At 66.7% G+C, this 19,226-nt stretch carries 10 protein-coding genes; 6 read left to right on the top strand and 4 right to left on the bottom strand.

Going from position 1 to position 19,226, the window contains the following annotated elements; all coding sequences use genetic code 11:
* The 4 genes from AB839_RS08740 to AB839_RS08725 all read right to left on the bottom strand — a co-directional run.
* Nucleotides 1–3,313 (bottom strand): DUF6531 domain-containing protein (locus tag AB839_RS08740; protein ID WP_061479046.1); only part of this gene is annotated, 3,313 nt, incomplete at its 3' end.
* Nucleotides 3,314–3,632: 319 nt separating this feature from the next.
* Nucleotides 3,633–4,988 (bottom strand): Gfo/Idh/MocA family oxidoreductase, encoded by a 1,356-nt coding sequence (locus AB839_RS08735; RefSeq protein ID WP_061479045.1) that lies wholly within the window; start codon nucleotides 4,986–4,988, stop codon nucleotides 3,633–3,635.
* Between the two features lie 65 nt (nucleotides 4,989–5,053).
* Nucleotides 5,054–8,029 (bottom strand): TonB-dependent receptor, encoded by a 2,976-nt coding sequence (locus tag AB839_RS08730; protein ID WP_061479041.1) that lies wholly within the window; start codon nucleotides 8,027–8,029, stop codon nucleotides 5,054–5,056.
* A gap of 134 nt (nucleotides 8,030–8,163) precedes the next feature.
* A complete protein-coding gene (locus tag AB839_RS08725) occupies nucleotides 8,164–11,523 on the bottom strand; it encodes a TIM-barrel domain-containing protein (protein WP_061479040.1) in 3,360 nt (1,119 codons plus the stop codon).
* Nucleotides 11,524–11,845: 322 nt separating this feature from the next.
* On the opposite strand from AB839_RS08725, the gene AB839_RS08720 reads away from it, so the two are divergent.
* The 6 genes from AB839_RS08720 to AB839_RS08695 all read left to right on the top strand — a co-directional run bounded on the left by AB839_RS08720 (nucleotide 11,846) and on the right by AB839_RS08695 (nucleotide 19,175).
* On the top strand, nucleotides 11,846–13,000 hold the full coding sequence (locus AB839_RS08720) for an SIS domain-containing protein (protein WP_061479039.1): 1,155 nt from the start codon (nucleotides 11,846–11,848) through the stop codon (nucleotides 12,998–13,000).
* Nucleotides 12,993–13,931, top strand: coding sequence for an ROK family protein (locus AB839_RS08715; protein ID WP_061479038.1), 939 nt, complete (start codon nucleotides 12,993–12,995; stop codon nucleotides 13,929–13,931). Before AB839_RS08720 ends, AB839_RS08715 begins: the two co-directional genes overlap by 8 nt.
* 16 nt (nucleotides 13,932–13,947) lie before the next feature.
* On the top strand, nucleotides 13,948–15,282 hold the full coding sequence (locus AB839_RS08710) for a D-tagatose-bisphosphate aldolase, class II, non-catalytic subunit (protein ID WP_061479037.1): 1,335 nt from the start codon (nucleotides 13,948–13,950) through the stop codon (nucleotides 15,280–15,282).
* A gap of 33 nt (nucleotides 15,283–15,315) precedes the next feature.
* A complete protein-coding gene (locus AB839_RS08705) occupies nucleotides 15,316–16,092 on the top strand; it encodes a DeoR family transcriptional regulator (protein WP_049417055.1) in 777 nt (258 codons plus the stop codon).
* Complete coding sequence (nagA, locus tag AB839_RS08700) at nucleotides 16,089–17,204, top strand: N-acetylglucosamine-6-phosphate deacetylase (protein ID WP_061479036.1); 1,116 nt, start codon at nucleotides 16,089–16,091, stop codon at nucleotides 17,202–17,204. Before AB839_RS08705 ends, nagA begins: the two co-directional genes overlap by 4 nt.
* A 192-nt stretch (nucleotides 17,205–17,396) precedes the next feature.
* Nucleotides 17,397–19,175, top strand: a complete 1,779-nt coding sequence (locus tag AB839_RS08695) for an MFS transporter (RefSeq protein WP_061479035.1) — start codon at nucleotides 17,397–17,399, stop codon at nucleotides 19,173–19,175.
* Nucleotides 19,176–19,226 lie beyond the last annotated feature (51 nt).

Genomic DNA, 19,226 nt, shown 5'->3' with positions numbered 1-19,226 from the left:
GGTAATCCAGATCCAGCGGACGCTGCAGCTGGCGGCCGTTGCCGTAGGTCCAGCCGGTCGCCGGGCCGAAGGCCGCATAGGTCACGTTGTTCACCACGATCTGGCGCGCCTGGCCAGGCCGGGTCAGACCGATCTGGCTGATGCGCCCTTGGATATCACGCACGTAGTCGGCCACGCTGCCGTCAGGGTAGGTCAACGCAGTCAGACGGCCCGACTTGCTGTAGGCATAGCGCAGCGTGCTGGCAACGCCGTTGACGGTCTGCACCTTCCGGGTGACTTGGCCGAAACGGTCGTGACAGTACTGGGTGCTGCCATTGGCGTGCAGCACCTGCCCGAGGCGCCCCTTGGCGAAGCGCTCCTCGGCAGTACACGCAGCAGGCGCCACGTCATAACTGTAGCCCACGTCCAGATTGGGGTCCGGGTAGGCGATGCCGATCAGGCGGTTAAGCGCATCGTAGTGATAGGTGGCGGTGACGCCACGCGCATCGGTAGCCGTCTTGCGGTTGCCGGCGGCGTCCACGGTGAAGCTGCTGGCACCGCTGTCCGGGCTGACCTGCCCGGTCAGGTCACCGAAACCGTTGTAGGTGTAGGTCGTATGCAGGCCCTTCGGGTCGGTGACCTGGGTGACCTGGTCCAGCGCGTTGTACTGGCTGCGGATCTCCGCCGCGACGCCGCCGACGTCCTGCAGGGTCTGCGCCAAGCGGTTCAACGGATCGTACTGCTGGCTGGTCACGCGCTGCAGGGCATCGGTCACCGTCTGTGGGTTGCCGTTGGCATCGTAGGCAAAGCCGGTGGCGTGGTTGCCCGCATCCTTCAGCGCGGTCAGCTGGCCAAGCGTGTTGAACGTCCGCGCCAGGGTACGGCGCAGGGTGCCGCCTGCATCCAGCGTGTCTTCCTTGAGGCGGTTGCCGGCGTTGTCCAATGCGTAGTGGATCGTGTTGCCGCTGTTGTCCGCAATATCGGTCAAGCGCTGGGCGGCGTCATAGACATAGGTGACACTGCTGCCGTCCGGCTCGGTGACCTGCTGCACCTGGCCGGTCGGCCAGTAGCTGATCTGGGTCACCCGGTCCTCGGCTGTGGTGGCACCGCGCACGGTCACCGAGGTCGGCCAGCCGCGCGCATGGTAGGTGTAATCGGTGACCACGCCGTTGGCATCCTTGACCGACAACGGCCGCCCGAACGCGTCGTAGGCCAAGGTCTCGACCGTCTGGCCCAGCGCATTGGTCACGCTGCGCAGGTCGCCCTTGCGATAACTGCAGGCACCACTGGTCGCGCATCCCGCGTCGTCTGCGGTGTAGTAGGCATAGGTGGAGACATCCGCCACATCACTGCGTGGGCCATCCACGCTACGCAGCAGTCCCACCAGCGGGCACTCCGGCCCTTCGGCCTCACAGTAGGTCTGCGTGGTGATGCGGGTATCACCGGTCACCCTGTCGCGCACGGTGATGGTGGTCGGCTGGAGGCGCGCATTGCGCGCGATGCGGATCTCACGGTTGCCAACGGTCTGCTGGACCAGCCGATTGCTGTCCATGGCCACGCGCGTTTCGCTGATGCGCTGGTCCGGAGTACCGGCCGCTTCGGTGGTGGTGGTCACGCTGACAGCACCTGCGACAGCGTCGCTGGCCTCGGCATAGGCGTAGTTGGTAACAACGCCACGGCGATCGGTCACCGACTGAAGCCGACGCCGGAAATCGGTGCCCTCGGGCAGATAGGTGCGACTGATGCTGCCGTTGCTTTCGGTGATGCCGTTGACCTTGCGCGGAAGGCCACTGGAGCCGATGGCGGTCAAGGCGTAGGTGCTCTGCTTGCCCAGTGCGTCGGTGACGGTGGTGGTTCCTGCCGGGGTGTACTCCAGGCGCACGCCATCAATGCCTACGTCGGCCTGACTGCAGTCGCCGGAGTGACGGCTGCAGGTGACCCGTCCCTTGGCGTCGTAGCCGTACCAGCTGTAGCGCCGGGTGTCTTCGGCGGTCACGCCGGTCAGGTAGCCTGGGAAGCGGGCGTCCTCATAGTGATACGTCCGGCTGGCACCGTCTGCATAGGTCGCGGTGATCAGTTCCCCGGCCGGGGAGTAGGCGTAGCTCACCACAGGCTGGCCGGCGATCACCAGGGCCGAGATCAGTGAATCGTCGCCCGGCGCGAGGTACTGGACGTCCACGCGTCGGCCGGTTGAATGGGTGATGCTGAGCAGGCGGCCGCGGCTGTCGTGTGCATAGGTCAGCGAAGTACCGTCTTCAAAATCGCGGCGCTGCATCAAGCCATCAGCATCAAAATAAATGCGCTCTCCGGCACGTGAAAGTTGCCAGTTGGTGCCCTGCTGGACCGCGCGATCGCCGCTTCCGTCCATGGCTTCGTAGCTTGCCCCCACTTTCTGGAATGCGGTCTGCCCGCCATCGGCGCCGATCAGCCCAACTTTCAGTTCGGAGCTGGGAGGGAAGGTGGAATCGTCTACGCCTGCGGTAAGCCGCAGATTGTGGGAATGGGTCCAGCCCGTACCCAACGCGCCGCCCGCCGTGCTCGTCAGGGAGTGATAGTGGCGTTGGAAGCTCACCCATCCAAGGTTGAAATCCGGCTCAGGCTGGGATTTATCGCCAGTGGTCGGATCACACGGGTTACCAACAGGACACTGCTGCGGCGGCAGCGGCCCGCTTGTGTAGGAGAGCATGGGCGACATGTGCGGCTCGTCCTGCTGGACCAGAGAGCACATCTGCAGGGCCTCATTCCACGTCAGGGACGGTCGATTCGGACAAAGCGCCGTTCTGGCCCGGCGCACACGCTCCCACCCCACTATCGACGAGCATTCTTGAGTGCTCTGATGATAGAAGTTCAAGGTGTAATGAAAATCCTTCTCCTCGTTGGTGACGCTACCGTCGTCGCCCCTGCCAAGTCCGAGGAGCTCCACCCAAGGATCCTCCGTGAGTGAAGTCGCCGGGCACTGCGGGTCGCTGACGCGGGTAGCGAGGATCACGCTACGAATCTGATCTTCGGATGAGTACTCCTGCCCTGAGTGGATGTAGACCCAGTCGGTAGTAACGATCTTCTCGGGTCTCACCCGGTAATCGTAGATGACCTTCTTTCCAAGGACGCGTTGGCGTTTGACATGCCAATCGAAGGGTTTGTCCTTTTCGTACTGGGAAAAGAGCGACTTGATGTCCTTCTGCACCGCCGCTTCGGTGGCTCGCGGCTGGCCCATCGACAGGTAGCTCTCCCACTTCTTCTGCACCTCCTGCGCCTGCGCAGCCCAAGGAGCCAAGCTCCCCAGCGCGATCATCGCCAGTGCGGCACACGAAATGGTCTTCAGTCGTTCCAACATCCCTGTTCTCCTTCCTGGACAAACACAGCACCGGCAGGAACGAGAACGTGGGGCGGTTGCCTCACCACGTCATGCTTCGGATCGTCCCTGGTCCGGAATGCGGTCTGACCGCATGGGGGACGTTATCTCCGATGTCGTTTACACATTCAAGTCAGAAACTGTGGAGTGGGTCGGATTTCAGAGTTTTCTGATTCAGGGGGGGGGAACGTGTCGGAAATTCAGCCGAGCGTGGGCTCGGCTCTACAAGGCGAATGCCTCCAGAAACAGAAACACCGGGCAGTGCCCGGCGTCTCCGTCACAGCGTGGAAGGGTGTAAACCTCAATACTTACCATCGAACGCGAAGATCGGCTTGCGCTGCTTCCACGCACCTGCAGTGAAGTCCGGGAACTCCAGCGTCTGGAAGCTGTTGGCGATCGACTGCTCGCTCAACGGGGTGATCGCACTCCAGGTCACTGCGTCGTAGATGTCGATCGGCATCGGTGCCTTGGCCTTCAGCGCTTCCACGAAGGCATGGATGACGAACCAGTCCATGCCACCGTGGCCGGCGCTGGCGGCGGTATCGGCATTCTGCTTCCACAGCGGGTGCTCGTACTCGTCCTGGTACTTCTTGAACTCCTCCCACTGGTGCGGCGGGCTGCGGCCTTCGATGTGGATCGAATGGTTCACGTCCATCCACAGACCCTTGGTGCCCTGCACGCGGAAGCCCATCGAGTACGGGCGCGGCAGCGAGGTGTCGTGCTGCAGCAGGATGGTCTCGCCGTTCTCGCAGGCCAGCGTGGTGGTGACGATGTCGCCGAGCTTGAACTTCACCTGGGTGCTGGGGTGGGTGGTGCCGCCACTCTTGGCCACGGTGTATTCGTGCAGGCCGCGTGCCTTGGTCGCGAAGGCATTGATGTGGGTGAAGCGGTTGCCGCGGTTGATGCCGGTGTACATCGCGCACGGGCCGATGCCGTGGCTGGGGTACAGCTCGCCGTTGCGTTCCACCGAATGCTCGGTGCGCCAGCGGGCTTCGCTCCAGCCCTTGGGCCCGAACTCCACGCCGCTGTCGTAGGGCTGGTTCGGATCGCCGGAATTGAACTTCACGCCGCGCAGGTCGTGCTGGTAGCCGGCCTGCAGATGCACCAGCTCGCCGAACAGGCCCTGGCGCACCATCTGCAACGCCGCCATCACGTCGCGGCGGTAGCAGACGTTCTCCAGCAGCATGTACGGGGTGCCGGTGCTCAGCTGGGTCTTCAGCACGTCCCAGTGGTCCTGCAGGGTGATGCCGGCCACCACTTCACAGCCCACGGCCACGCCGGCCTGCATCGCGGCAATCGCCATCGGTGCGTGGTACTCCCACGGCGTGGCGATGATCACGCCATCGATGCCCTTCTGTTCCAGCAGGCGCTTCCACGCGTTGGTATCACGATCCTGGCCATAGGTCTTCGGCGCGGGCTTGCCGGCCTTCGCCACCATCTCTGTGGCACGGCCCAGCATGATCGGCTCGATGTCGCACAGGGCAACCACTTCGACGTCGTCGCGGCGTACCAGCTCCTTCAGCAGCACCAGCCCGCGCATGCCGGTACCGATCATGGCCAGGCGCACCTTGCGCCCGCGTGCCCATGCCGGGGTCTGTGGCAGCAGGCTGCTGGCGGCGACAGCGGCACTGGCCGCGATGAATTCCCTACGCTTCATGGCAAACATCTCTCCTCTTGGCAGCGTGCCGGCCGCAGCCGGCACGCCAGGTCACGCAAACGGAATCACTTGAACCGGTAGCCGATGGTCACACTGTAACCACGGCCGAAGATGGTGGCGTAGTCACTGGAGTCACCCAGGAAGCTGTTCGGATCGTAGAACGGCAGGCGGTTGAACAGGTTCTTGACGGTGAAGCTCAGGTTCCACGCATCGTCCGGGCGCCAGGTGACGCTCATGTTGGCGGTCCACCACGACGGTGCACCATCGCACTTGCTCTTCTGCAGGGCCAGGTAGCCGCCGGTGCAGGTTTCCTTGTTGTTGCTCTCTTCGTCGATCTGGTCGGTAGCCCACTTGGTGCCACCCACGTAGTTGACGAACATGCTGGTGGTCACCTGCTTGTAGGTCCAGTCTGCATTGAGCGTGGCACGCAGGCGCGGGTTGTTGTAGTAGCCCACCACGTCGCCGTAGTACCAGCCGTTCTCCGCGTCCATATAGAAGCGGTTGCGGTTGGCGATGGTGGCGGCCAGGCCGATGTTCAGGCTGCCCCAGTCGCCCAGCGAGAAGCGGCTGCGCGCGTCGATGTCGAAGCCGTCGATCAGCGTCTTGCCGCGGTTCTTGTACTGGCCGACCACGCTGGCCACGTTGCCGGCGGAGTAGCCCGGCAGGGTGGCCGGGCAGCTCACGCCGCTGGCCGGGTCGGCGCACATCGCCGCCAACTGGGCAAGATTGGCACGGTCGCTGTCGGTGATCGGCGAGCGCGACATCGAGATGATGTCTTCCATGCGGCGGTAGTCCGGCGCGACGATTTCGTTGTCACGGTAGATGAACCAGTAGTCGGCCGACACCGACAGCCAGGTTGCCGGCTCGTAGACGAAGCCGAGGGTGGCGATCTTCGCCTTCTCCGGCTTCAGATCCTTGTTCGGCTGGGTCATGCGCGCCACGGTGCGGCTGCAGTCGACGTTCAGCAGGGTCTTGCCGAGGTCGACGTCACCCGGCCGCTGCGACTTCAGTAGCAGGTTGGCGATGGCGTTGGTCTCGCCGCAGCGCAGTTCGTCACGGAAGCCACCGAGCTGTGCGAACACGCCGCCGTTGCCGGACTCGGCCAGGCTCGGTGCGCGGAAGCCGGTGGAATAGGTGCCGCGCAGCATCAGCTGATCGAACGCCTGGTACTTGAAGCCGATCTTCGGCGCCACGTTGGCACTGAAGTTCGGGTACTTGTCCACGCGCACCGCCGCATCCAGTTCCAGCTTGTCGGTGATCGGCGCCACGGTCTCGGCAAACAGCGCGTAGGTGTTGCGCTTGCCGTCGAACCACGAGCCGCCCTGCTGGGTGATCAGGCCATTGGCCGCATCGGCGTTGCCCGGGGTGTAGAAGGTCTCACGGCTGGCGTTGAAACCGAACGCGGCGCGCATCTCGCCCGCCGGCAGCTGGAACAGCGGTCCTTCGATCTTGCCGTCCAGGGTATGCAGGCGGGTCCACGACTGGATGTCGAAGGTCGGGAACGCTTCACGGATCAACGCGGCGTTGGCTTCGCTGATCTCGCCGAACTTGTACGCCGGGTGGTCGGAGATGATCACCCGACCGGTACCAGGATCGATCGTGTACGGCCCGAACGCCTTCTCGAAGCCCTTGGTGTTGACGTTGATCGTCTGGTAGGTGGTGGAGTGGGTACCGGCGCTGGCGAAGGCGGTCTCCCAGTTCCAGTCACCGCGGTTGCCACGCGCACCGGCCAGCACGCGGTAGCTCTTGTCGGTATTGCGCTGGCCGAAGTAGTTCGGGCCGGCATCCTGCAGCAGGTAGTTCAGGCCGACCACGCCGCCCATCATGGCCTTCAACTGCGGGCTGGCGTGGTTGTACTCGTTGTTCGGGCCCAGGAACGGGTACAGGAACTGGTTGACGGTGTTGCCGGTGTTGCGCGAGAACCAGCTGGTCGGGTTGCCGGTGGTGGTGCCGTAGGTGCGCGGCGTGCCGCCGTTGGCGCGCAGGTCGATGTCGGTGTAGGTCGCCTCGGCGAAGATCTCGGTGTTGTCACCGACCAGGAAGGTGCCGTTGAGGTAGGCGGTGTTGCGCTCGGACTTGGCGCCGGCATCGATCTCGTTGTTCATCCAGGTTTCCCAGACGCAACGCGGGCCGGCCGCTTCACTGGTCAGCACGTTCCTGCAGCCCGGCGCAGCTTCCTGCACGCGGCGGCCGGTGACCGGATCGAAGGCGAAGTAGGTGCCCGGGTTGAACTCGCCCGGCTTGCTGCCCACGCCCAGGCGCAGGTTGTTGAGGTAGTTCGGGTTGTTGACGTAGTACTGGTCCGGACGCTTGTCGTAGAAATCGCTCAGCGGAATCGCGTCGCGACGGTACATGTTGACCGCGCCATAGATATTGAAGCGGTTCTCGGCCAGGTCACCGAAGCCGGCGGTGATGCTGGCCTGGCGCTCACCGTAGGAATCGATGCGCGAGGAGGTGTCGTTGGTGAAGCTGATCTCGGCACCCTGGAAGTTGCGCTTGGTGATCACGTTGATCACGCCGGCCACCGCGTCGGTACCGTACACGGCCGACGCGCCGTCGGTCAGCACTTCCATGCGCTCGATGGCCGCCGCCGGAATCGCATCGATGTTGACGAACTGGGTCTGGAAGCCGGCCGGCGCACCGTAGTACGACAGGCGGCGACCGTTCAGCAGCACCAGCGTGCCCTGTGCGCCGAGCCCGCGCAGGTTGGCCTGCGAGGCACCATCGGAACCGGTGAACAGCGAGCGCGCATCCTGCTGCGCAGGGCGTGCGGCCGGCAGGTTGTCGAGCACCTGCAGCAGCGTGCGCGCACCCATGTTCTGGATGTCCTGCTTGCTGATCACCTGCACCGGCGAGGCGGTTTCAACGTCGGTGCGGCGGATGTTGGAGCCGGTGACCTCGATGCGGGCCAGGTCGGTGGCGTTGTCCTTGCTCTCCTGGGCGAAGGCAGGAGCGGCAAGCGAGAACAGCGCGCCGGCAATGGCCAGCGTCAGCGGAGCGATCGAGCGGCAGGGGGGGCGGTGGTGGCGGGCGGGCAACATCGGGGTTCTCTCCTGGCAGGGGTGCGGCGCAACTGAGTGAGCGCGTGGGCGTTCGGCGGGCAAAACGCTCCCGGGCCACGGCCATGAGGGCCGTAGTCGGGATGGGGCGGGGGAGGAGCGGTGTTACGTGGGGGTCATGGGGCGACGATGCTGGCGGAGTCGCCCTCCTGGCCGATCAGTACGGCGTTGGCCCAGTTGGCACAGACCTGGGCGGGTTGGCTGCCCTGCGCACCCAGCGTGCGCAGGCTCAGGGTGGAAAGGCCACGGATGTCCAGCTCCGGCTTGACCACGCCGGGCGCCTTCACCAGGCCGCTGTCGTACAGCAGGCGGTTGTCGCCCCATACCTGGAACTGCAGGCCGCCGGCGTTGCGGCAGGCGTCGTCGATGCCGAGGTCGGCACGCAGCAGGTGCCAGCCGCCCTGCAGGCGCAGGTCGATGCGGCTGTTGGCGCCGACCCCCAGGCCACGGCGGAACTGCAGGCCGTTCATGCGCATACCGGCGTCGCCACGGAAGGACTGGTCGGTACGCAGCTGGCTGGCCAGCGCGGCCGGCACCGGCAGCTCGGAGAGATAGCGCTGCCGGGCCGGTCGCTCCGGTTCCTGGTGTTCGAGGATGTGGAAGGTGGACAGTGCGATCGGGCCGACGTCGCGCGGCTGCAACGCATCGAAGGCGCGGGCACTGCCCTGTGCTGCCGTCACCATCGGGTCGGTGCTGCTGGCGCCGTCGCCTTCCGGGTTCTGCACGCTCAGGACGCGGAAGCGCAGCAGGCGGCCGGCATGGGCCGGGAAGTCGATGCGTTGCACGCCTTCCTTCAGCTGCAGGCGGCCACGGGCGATCGGCTCGCCCCACTCGCCATTGCTGTCGCCGAGGTACACCTCGTAATCGCGCACCTGGCCGTGCTTCCAGTTCTTGTCGTTGCGCGGCGCGATGTCGATGCCATCGATCATCCTGCGCTCGCCGAAGCCGATCACCCACTCGTGCGCGCCGGTGCGCACGGCCTGGTTGCGCACGCTGCGGAACCAGGTGTTGGGATCATCATCGAAGGCGTTCTCCAGCGCGTGACCGGGCTCCTCGGCCGGGCGGTTGACCACCAGCAGGCTGTCTGCAGGCAGTTCGCGGCCCAGCACCGGCGCGGCCGGGTAGGCATCATCGGCCACTGCGGCAGCGACCGCGAAGTCCAGCTGCAGCTGCAGTGGCTGGCGGATGTCCTGGGCAGCGGTGCGCACATGCAGCGTGCCGCGGCGCTCCCGCGCGTCGAAGTACCAGCCCTCGTTGGCGCTGTTGAAGGCGGCGGCATCGGCCAGCGCCGGCAAGGCGCGGCCATCGGCCTGCACTGCACGCGGCGCCTGCCGGCTGAGCACACGCAGGCCGTAGCGGCGCTGCGCCAGCTGGCCGTTGTACTGGCCCTGCACCGCGTCGATCTGCACCTGCACCGGGCCGCTGCCCTGCGCCGGCGCCTGCACGCGGATCTGCTGCGTGCTCGACTCGCCCTGCTGGTAACGACGCGTGTTGCCATCGTCTTCGTACAACGTGTACTGCGAATCGCCCTGCGGGTACAGGTCGAAGGTCACTTCATCGAGCGGCTTTTCGCCATCGAACAGCATCGACGGGTACATCGGCAGGATCGCACCGGCACGCACGAACACCGGCAGCGTGGCCAGGTCCACCTGGCGGTCCAGCTGGCGGCCGTCGGCACCGGCCTGCACGCGGCGGCCGTCCCAGTAGTCGATCCACCCCCCGGCCGGCAGGTGGATGTCGCGGCGCCAGCCACGGCTGGCGGCCTGGCTGCGGTACACCGGCGCCACCAGCAGGTCGCGGCCGAGCAGGAACTGGTACTTGTAGGTCTCATCCTGTGCATGCGGGTCGCGCGGGTAGTCCCACATCAGCCCCCGCACCGGCGGTGCGCCGGTCTGCGCGGCCTCGTGCACCAGCCCGTACATGTACGGGGTCAGGCGCATCTTCAACTTCAGGTAGTCGCGGTTGATGCTGCGGTACGGCTCGTCGTACCACCACGGGTGCTTGCGCGCATTCGACGACCAGCCGCTCATGCCCATCAGCACCGGCGTGAACGCCTTCCACTGCAGGTCGCGGGTGAAGGTCTCGGCGCTGCCGCCGAAGATTGCATCGACGTCGCCACTGGCGTAGGCCATGCCGGACAGGCCCGAACCGACCAGGGTCGGCACGTGCCAGCGGATGTAATCCCAGCTGCTGCTCTGGTCGCCGGTCCACGCGACGGCGTAGCGCTGGATACCGGCCCAGCCCATCACCGTCCACAGGAACGGGCGCGAATCGGAATTGTCGAGGATGCCGTTGAACGCCTGGCGGTTGGCGTCCATCGCGAACTGGTAGCCCTTGCCGGTCCAGGCCACGTCCAGCTTCTGCACGCGGCTGCCGGCCTTGCCCACTTCCCAGGCGATCTTGTCGACGCCGTTCTCGGTCCACAGTCCGGTGCGGAAGCCGTAGCCGGCCAGCCCCTTCACGGTTTCCGGCAACTGCTTGTAACCGCAGCCGTAGCCGTCGTTGGGCAGAATCCAGCCACCGGGCATGTCGTGCTCGCGGTACTGCTTGGCCACGCTGTCGATCACATCCGGCGTGGTGCCGGTCGGGCCGTCGCTCCAGCCTTCGGGCACGGTGCCGGGCTTCCTGCTGTTGTCGCCGTCGTTGTAGCAGTCGGCATCGCCATAGGACAGCGCCCAGCGCGCCACCATGTTCGGGCGGCCGGTCAGCTGGGTGTAGCGCTCGATCAGCTTGGGCAGGTCGGCGCCGACGAAGTAGTACGCGTCGAAACGGTCTTCGCGATGCAGCAGCGTGGCCTGGTCGGGCTGGCGCAGGTCGTAGCTGCCATCGCTCCACGTATTGCGCAGCATGCCCCAGCCACGGCTGCTCAGCAGCATCGGTGCAGGGCTGGGGCGGTCGCCCTCTTCCCAGCCGCCGGAATAGGACACTTCCAGCTCGCGGCCCTTGAACTGGTAACGGCCGTTCTGCTGGCCGCCCCCGAAGTAGCCCTCATCGGCCTGCGAGGACAGCACCTGCACGCTCTGCGTGGCCTCCAGGTCCAGCGGCTGCAGTTCCTGCCACAGCGCGGTGGGTTGGCCGTTGTCCAGACGTTCCAGGCGCAGGCGCAGCGGCTGCCGCTGCACATGCAGGACCAGTGCGTCGGTACGCACGCGGATTTCCTGCGCGTCTTCTTCCAGCTGCGCCTGCACGTTCGCCTTGGGCTGCGGCAGCACGATCGGTGCGGCCTTGTCGCCGGCCCCGGTCAACGTGCCGTTGCGGCCGGCCTGCACGCGGATGATGTCGGTCGCCGGCAGTTCAATGCGGATGCGCGCTCCCTTGTCGGTCTGCAGGTCCCAGCCCTGCACGCCATCGCGGCTGGCGCTGGCGCTGACCGACCGCAGGTTGCCGACCGGCTCGGCCCGGGCCGTCATGGACGCCAGCATCAAGGCCGGCATCAGGGCCAGCATCAGCGGCGAGCGACGAACGCAGTTTTCCACGCGGACTCCCAACCCGTTCACCGGGCGTTTCGAAAGCGACTGGGCCGACTCTAGGGCAGCGATTCGAAAGATGTCAACAAATTGAAAGGAAAAAGGAAGATATATTCCATTGAAACGAAAGTTGCTGCGTCGCAACACTTTGTGTAATCGCTTGCAGGCGCCTGTTAAGCATTGTGCGATACGGCATCCGGCCCGTTCTTTCGTTTCCCCGAGCACTCCCTGGCGGGAAAAGCCACCACGCCATTTTCTTTCTTTTTACTTTCGCTATTTGACATTTCGAAAGAAAACGCAGATGGTGCGCTGGCCCAACTGGAACCTCCGAATGGACGTCACCCTGCTTTCCGATGTGTCCGCCTGGCAGCGCCTTGGCGGAGCCGATACCGCTACCGAAATCGCCCAGCAGCCTGCGCTGTGGGAAGCCCTTGCACAGGACCTGTCGCGTGCCCGCGACCGCCTGCAGGCCTTCCTCGGCGACAGCCTCAACGATCCCAACCAGCGCGTGCTGTTCACCGGCGCCGGCAGCTCCGGCTTCATCGCCGAAATGGTGGCCGACGCGATCAACGCGCAATGGCCAGCCGATGTGCGCGTGGTGCACACCACCAGCCTGCTGACCCACCCGGCGCTGTACCTGCAGCGTGACCGACCGACCCTGCTGGTGTCGTTCGGCCGCAGTGGCTCCAGCCCGGAAAGCGTGGCAGCGGTGGATCGCGTGCGCAGCGACGTGGACGACGCGCGCTTCCTCGATATCACCTGCAACGCCGATGGCGAACTGGCCCGCCGTGGCGCCGGCCGTGCCGATACCTGCACCCTGCTGATGCCCTCGGCAAGCTGCGATCGTGCCTTCGCCATGACCAGCAGCCTGACCTGCATGCTGCTGGCTGCGCTGACCGTGTTCGATCGTTCGCCGTGGGATGCGCGCGTGGCGCGCCTGAAGCAGATCGCCGCGCTGGCCCGCGAAGGCCAGGCGCAGTGGGACGCACCAGTGGCAACGCTTGCGCAGCGCCCGTTCAACCGCGTGATCTACCTTGGCAGCGGGCCGCTGGAAGCGCTGGCCCGCGAGTGTGCACTGAAGGTGCTGGAGCTGACCGCTGGCCGCGTTCTGGCGCTGGCCAACACGCCGCTGGGCTTCCGCCATGGCCCGAAGTCGACGCTGGATGGCAACACCGTGGTGGTAGTGCTGCGCAGCGTGCAGCCGCTCGCGCGCCGCTACGAGCAGGACCTGCTGGAAGAACTGCGCCGCGATGGCGTGGCCGGGCAGGTGCTGGCGATCGGTCCGCATTCGGATATCGGCGCCGATGACGATTACACCCTCACCGTACCAGCGCTGGACGATCCGTGGCTGGCACCGGTGTGGCTGGGCTTCGCGCAGCTGTTTGCGCTGCAGCGCTCGGCCGCGCTGGGACTGACCCCGGACAACCCGTTCCCGGATGGCACCGTCAACCGCGTCGTCAAGGGCGTCACCATCCACCATGGCTGAGCTGATCGCCCACGCCTGCTATGGCATCGACATCGGCGGCACCAAGATCGAGCTGGTGGCGTGCGATGCGGCGATGCAGGTCACCTGGCGCCGCCGCGTGGCCACGCCGCAGGGCGACTACGATGGTTTCCTGCAGGCCGTGGTGACGCTGGTGGCCGAGGCCGACGCCGCGCTGGGCCGGAATGATGCGGCCATCGGCATTGCCCTGCCCGGCGTGCGTGACCGCCGCAGCGGCCGCCAGCTCAGCGCGAACGTGCCCGCACTGACCGGTCAATGCGTGGCGCAGGATCTGCAGGCGCGGCTGCAACGCTCGCTGCATTTCGGCAACGACCTGCAGTGCTTTGCCCTGTCGGAAGCGCACGGCGGCGCCGCCGACGGCTACCCCAGCATGTTCGGCGCCATCCTCGGCACCGGTGCCGGCGGTGGCTTCTGTCTGCAGGGCCGGCTGCTGTCCGGCTTCAACGGTCTGGCCGGCGAATGGGGCCACTGGAGCGTGCCCGGCCATCTGCTGCAGCGCCATGGCCTGCCGCTGCTGGACTGCGGCTGCGGCCTGCAGGGCTGCGTGGAGCGCTATGTGTCCGGCAGCGGATTGGCCATGATCGAACGCCACCTCGGAGGCAGCGCCGTCGATGCCAGTGCGGTGATCACGCTGGCCGAAGCCGGCGATGCCCGCGCGCGCAAGGCGCTGGACATTCATCGTGATCTGCTCGGCCACAGCCTGGCCGCGCTGGTGCTGGCGCTGGACCCGCACGTGATCGTGCTCGGCGGTGGACTCTCGCAGTACGCGCCGCTGTACCAGCAGCTGCCGGCCGCCATCGCCACCCATCTGTTCAATGGCGTGCAGGTCCCGCCGATCGTGCCGCCACGGTTCGGCGATGCCGGTGGCGCACGTGGCGCTGCCCTGCTCGCCTGCCAACCCTCGTTTTCCTGATCTCCGGAGCCTGACCATGTCCCCGTTGCAGACCCTGCTTGCTTCCCACCGCGCCGGCGCCAACGTCGGCCTGTACAGCGTCTGCTGCAGCAACGAGCAGGTGCTGCGCGCGGCCATGCACGTCGCCCTGGCGCATGGCACCGTGCTGCTGATCGAGGCCACCTCCAACCAGGTCGATCAGTTCGGCGGCTATACCGGCATGACCCCGCCGCAGTACCGCGACTACGTCGGTACCCTGGCCGATGAGGAAGGCTTCCCGCGCGAGCGGCTGATCCTCGGCGGTGACCACCTTGGCCCGAATGCCTGGCAGAAGCGCCCGGCGGCCGAAGCGATGACCCACGCGCGCGTGCTGATCGAAGCCTACGTCGCCGCCGGTTTCCACAAGATCCATCTCGACTGCAGCATGTCCTGCGCCGACGACCCGGTGCCGCTGCCCGATGCCATCGTTGCCGCACGCTCGGCCGAGCTGGCCGAGATCGCCGAACGCACCGCCGCCGAACACGGCCTGCCGCCGCCGGTCTACGTGATCGGTACCGAGGTGCCGATTCCCGGTGGAGAAGCCTCGCTTGCCGAGGGCCTGCAGGTGACCACGCCGGCCGCCGCCGCACAGACCCTGGCCATCCACCAGCAGGCGTTCGACACGCCGCAGCTGCGTGATGCGTGGCAGCGCGTGATCGCGATGGTGGTGCAGCCGGGCGTCGACTTCGACCACAGCAGCGTGCACGAGTACGACGCCTCCGCTGCCAGTACGCTGGCCGATTTCCTCGAACAGCAGCCACGCATCGTGTTCGAAGCGCACTCCACCGACTACCAGCGCGAGAGCGGCCTGCACGCGCTGGTGCGCGACCACTTCGCCATCCTCAAGGTCGGGCCCGCGGCCACCTTCGCCTACCGCGAAGCGCTGTTCGCGCTGGCCGCGATCGAGGCCGAACTGCTGCCGGCGGCACAGTGCTCGCGCCTGCCGCAGGTGCTGGACGAGGTGATGGTGGCGCAGCCGAAGTACTGGCAGTCCTACTACCAGGGCGATGACGCCGCGCTGCGCCTGCTGCGCAGTTACTCCTTCAGCGACCGCTGCCGTTACTACTGGGGCGAGCCCGCGCTGGTGCAGGCGGTGCAGACCCTGTTCGCCAACCTGGAACAGCACGCGCCGCCACTGGTGCTGCTCAGCCAGTACCTGCCGGAGCAGTACCGCGCCGTGCGCGAAGGCGCCCTGGCCAACACTCCCACAGCACTGGTGCAGCACCGTATCGGCCTGTGCCTGGGCGAGTACGCCCGTGCCTGCAGCGCCAACCAGACCGGAACCCGCACGCACCACACAGGTTCGGCTGCCGCCGTTGCTGCGAACGGCTAATCTCTACCTTTCCCCGCGACACCGAGAATGGCCATGCGCAACACCCGCTCCCGCCGGCAACAGATCCTGCAGCTGCTGATCGAGCACGGCTCGGTGCAGGTGGCCGATCTGGTCGAGCGCTTCGGCGTGTCGGCGGTGACCATCCGTGCCGACCTGACCCATTTCGAATCGCAGGGCCTGGCCAACCGTACCCACGGTGGCGCCACGCTGGTGCGCACGCCGCCGCAGGAACAGGACATCCATGAGAAGGACGCGCTGAACCTGCCGTTGAAGGAATCGATCGGTGCGCGCGCTGCGCGCCTGGTGCAGCCGGGCGACAACATCATCATCGATTCCGGCTCGACCACGATGACGCTGGCCCGCCACCTGCGCGCGCATCGCGACGTGACGGTGATGACCAATGGCCTGAACATCGCCTGGGAACTGGCCAATGCCGCGGGCATCACCGTGCTGCTGACCGGTGGCCTGCTGCGCCAGCAGTCGCTGTCGCTGCAGGGCAGCCAGGCCGAGGCCAGCCTCAACTCGTACAGCTTCGACACCCTGTTCCTGGGCGTGGATGGCCTGGACCTGCAGTTCGGCCTGACCACCCACGACGAGGCCGAAGCCCGCCTCAACCACCGCATGGTCGAGCGCGCGCGCCGCATCGTGGTGCTGACCGACGCCTCCAAGTTCGGCCGCGTCAGCCTGCACCGCATCGCCCGCCTCGACCAGATCCACGCCATCATCACCGACGCCGGCATCGACGACGCAACCCGCGAAGGGCTGCAGCGGCTGGGTATCGAAGTGATCATTGCCGAGCCTCCCGCATGACCGACATCCGTTCCCTGCATGGCCGCATCCTCACCCCGCTGGGCTGGCGGCGTGGCCAGGTCCACTTCGATTCACACGTGCGCCAGCTGCAGGTGGATGACCACAGTGGTGCTGACGACCTGCAGCTGCCGGTGATCCTGCCCGGCTTCATCGACCTGCACGTGCACGGTGCGGCCGGGGTGGACCTGATGCAGGGCGGCGACGTGGCGCGCACCATCGCGCGCACCCATCTGCGCTTCGGCACCACCACGCTGCTGGCGACCACCATGACCGCCGGCCTGGATGAGATCGAGCACGCGCTGCAGGGCGTGGCTGCGGCGATGGCGGCGCCCGATGCCGACGCCGCCAGCATCGTCGGCGTGCATCTGGAAGGACCATTCATCAGCCCCCAGCGATTGGGCGCGCAACCCAACCGCACCATCGAGGCGACGTTGGCACTGGTACAGCAGCTGCACGCGCTGGCGCCGATCCGGGTGATGACGCTGGCGCCGGAAATCGGCGGGCACACCGCACTGATTCCCGCGCTTTCGGCGATGGGCATCCGCGTGCAGCTCGGCCACAGCGCCGGCACCTATGAAGAGGGTGTGGCTGCGCTGCAGGCCGGCGCCTCCGGCTTCACCCATCTGTTCAATGGCATGACCGGTGTCGACCATTACCGACCCGGCGTCGCCGCGGCGGCGCTGGCGCATGCACAGTACGCCGAGATCATTCCCGACCTGCAGCACATCCATCCCGGCGTGATCCGCCTGGCCGCGCGCGCGATCCCGCGCCTGTATGCGGTGACCGACGCGACGGCCGCCACCGGCATGCCCGACGGCGAGTACGCGCTGGGCGAGCAGCGCGTGCACAAGTGCGGCGGCTGCGTGCGACTGGCGACCGGTTCACTGGCCGGCAGCGCGCTGACCATGGACCAGGCGCTGCGCAACCTGGTGCGCGTGGGCCTGGAGCTGGCCGACGCCTCGCAACGTGTTTCCACCTTCCCAGCCGACTACCTGGGCCTGGGCGATCGCGGCCGCATCGCGCCCGACGCCCGCGCCGACCTGGTGGTACTGGACGCCGAACTGCACCTGAAGCAGGTGGTGGTTGGCGGGCGCGTGATTGATCTGACCTGACGCAAGCGATGCGGCCCGGATGCCGCGCGGGCTCCCTGTAGAGCCGAGCCATGCTCGGCTCACCGCGCGAAGCGCGGCATGGGGAACCTCGATATCGGAACGGAAAGCAGCCGGGCATGGCTCGGCTCTACAGAATGCACTCTGCGACGAACCGCCGCCGGGCCCGGCCCGGCGCTACCACAGGAACTGCCGATGACTGCAAGCACCGCTCCACGCTGGCCCGTACGCTACCTGCTCTTCATCGGCGGCCTCGGTGGCCTGCTGTACGGCATCGACATCGGCATCATCGCCGGCGCCCTGCCCTATCTTGAAGCGACTGCCAGCCACGCCTGGCAGCTCAGCAGCCAGCAGCTCGGCTTCGTGGTGGCCGCGGTACTGCTGGGCAGCGTGCTGTCGTCGCTGTTCGCCGGCATGGTCGCCGACCTGATCGGCCGTCGCGGCGCGATGCTGCTGGCCGGCCTGTTGTTCACTGCCTCGATTCCGATCATGGCACTGGCTTCCGGCTACACGCCGCTGCTGCTGGGGCGCCTGCTGCAGGGCATCAGTGGCGGTTTGATCGGCGTAGTGATTCCGCTGTACCTGGCCGAAGTGCTCAGCCCCGAGCGACGCGGGCGCGGCGCGGCAATGTTCCAGCTGCTGCTGACCATCGGCCTGGTGCTGGCCGCGCTGATCGGGCTGTACCACGCACATGCGGTGGATGCCGCCGCCGAGGCCGTGCGCTCGCTGCCGCTGGCACAGCAGGCGCAGGAGCTGTTCACGGTGAAGGACCACGCCTGGCGCACCATCTTCTGGACCTGCCTGGCGCCGGGCCTGCTGTTCTGCGCGGGCATCTTCTGGCTGTCCGAATCGCCACGCTGGCTGGTACGCCGGGGCCGCATCGATGAAGCCCGCCGCAGCCTGCAGCGCGTACTGCCCGCTGCCGATGTGGAGCCCACCCTTGCGCAGATCCAGGCGCCGGAATCGAGCAGCAGCGACAGCAAGCGCGATCCACTGCTCAGCCGCCGCTACGTGGTGCCGTTCCTGCTCGCCTGCGTCGTGCTGGCCTGCACCCAGGCCACCGGCATCAACTCGGTGCTGGCGTACGCGGTGAACATCCTCAATCAGGCCGGCCTGTCCGGTTCAGTGGCCAACGGCGCCGACGTGGCGATCAAGCTGCTGAATGCGGTGATGACCGTGGTCGCGTTGCTGCTGGTCGACCGCAAGGGCCGCAAGTTCCTGCTGATGCTCGGCAGCGGTGGTATCTGCGTGGCCCTGCTGGCCGCGGCCACGCTGTTCTTCCAGGCCGAGCGCGGTCGCGCTGATGTGCAGCCGCAGTTGCAGGCGGCGGTCAGCGGCGACGGCCTGCAGCTGGTGCTGGATGACGCGCAGTGGCAACGCCTGAGCAATGGCATCGACAGCCAGGGCCGACCGCTGCAGCTGACCGTGTCGTACGCCTATGGTGATTTCACCAATGTGCGCGCCCTGCGCAGCGACAACCTGATTGATCGCGAACTGCGCATCGAGCGCACCGGCACCGTGCAGCCGGACAGCGTGATCGGTGCGTTCTTCCGCAAGTTGCATCTGAACCCATTTGCCGACCCGGCCAGTGCCAGCCAGGCGCCATTGCGCATCGAGCAGGCCCGCATTGGCCCGGTGCCGCCACCGGCACACGGCTGGGCGGTGGCCGCCTGCATCCTGGTATTCGTCGCGTTCTTCGCGGTCGGCCCCGGCGTGTGCGTGTGGCTGGCACTGTCGGAACTGATGCCGAACCGCATCCGCTCCAACGGCATGAGCATCGCACTGTTGATCAACCAGTTCGTGTCGACCACCATCGCCGCCATCTTCCTGCCCACGGTGGGCCATTACGGCTACGCCAGCATGTTCGTGTTCTGGGCGGCGTGCACCTTCGTGTTCTTCCTGGTAGCCGCGTTCTGGCTGCCGGAGACCAAGGGCAAGTCACTGGAGGAGATCGAGGCACGGTTCGCCCGGTAGCGGTCGACCTTGGTCGACCTCCGCGCGCAACGCGTTGGTGTTGGCGCGCCC

The sequence above is a fragment of the Stenotrophomonas sp. DDT-1 genome (assembly GCF_001580555.1).
Classification (GTDB): Bacteria; Pseudomonadota; Gammaproteobacteria; order Xanthomonadales; family Xanthomonadaceae; genus Stenotrophomonas; species Stenotrophomonas sepilia.
This window is presented reverse-complemented; position numbering and strand designations above follow the sequence as displayed.

Excerpts from the sequence above, each read along its gene's own strand:
- AB839_RS08705 (WP_049417055.1), top strand. The coding sequence starts at position 15,316 with ATGCGCAACACCCGCTCCCGCCGGCAACAGATCCTGCAGCTGCTGATC.
- AB839_RS08720 (WP_061479039.1), top strand. The coding sequence starts at position 11,846 with ATGGACGTCACCCTGCTTTCCGATGTGTCCGCCTGGCAGCGCCTTGGC.
- AB839_RS08715 (WP_061479038.1), top strand. The coding sequence starts at position 12,993 with ATGGCTGAGCTGATCGCCCACGCCTGCTATGGCATCGACATCGGCGGC.
- AB839_RS08730 (WP_061479041.1), bottom strand. The coding sequence starts at position 8,029 with ATGTTGCCCGCCCGCCACCACCGCCCCCCCTGCCGCTCGATCGCTCCG.
- AB839_RS08695 (WP_061479035.1), top strand. The coding sequence starts at position 17,397 with ATGACTGCAAGCACCGCTCCACGCTGGCCCGTACGCTACCTGCTCTTC.
- AB839_RS08735 (WP_061479045.1), bottom strand. The coding sequence starts at position 4,988 with ATGAAGCGTAGGGAATTCATCGCGGCCAGTGCCGCTGTCGCCGCCAGC.
- nagA (WP_061479036.1), top strand. The coding sequence starts at position 16,089 with ATGACCGACATCCGTTCCCTGCATGGCCGCATCCTCACCCCGCTGGGC.
- AB839_RS08710 (WP_061479037.1), top strand. The coding sequence starts at position 13,948 with ATGTCCCCGTTGCAGACCCTGCTTGCTTCCCACCGCGCCGGCGCCAAC.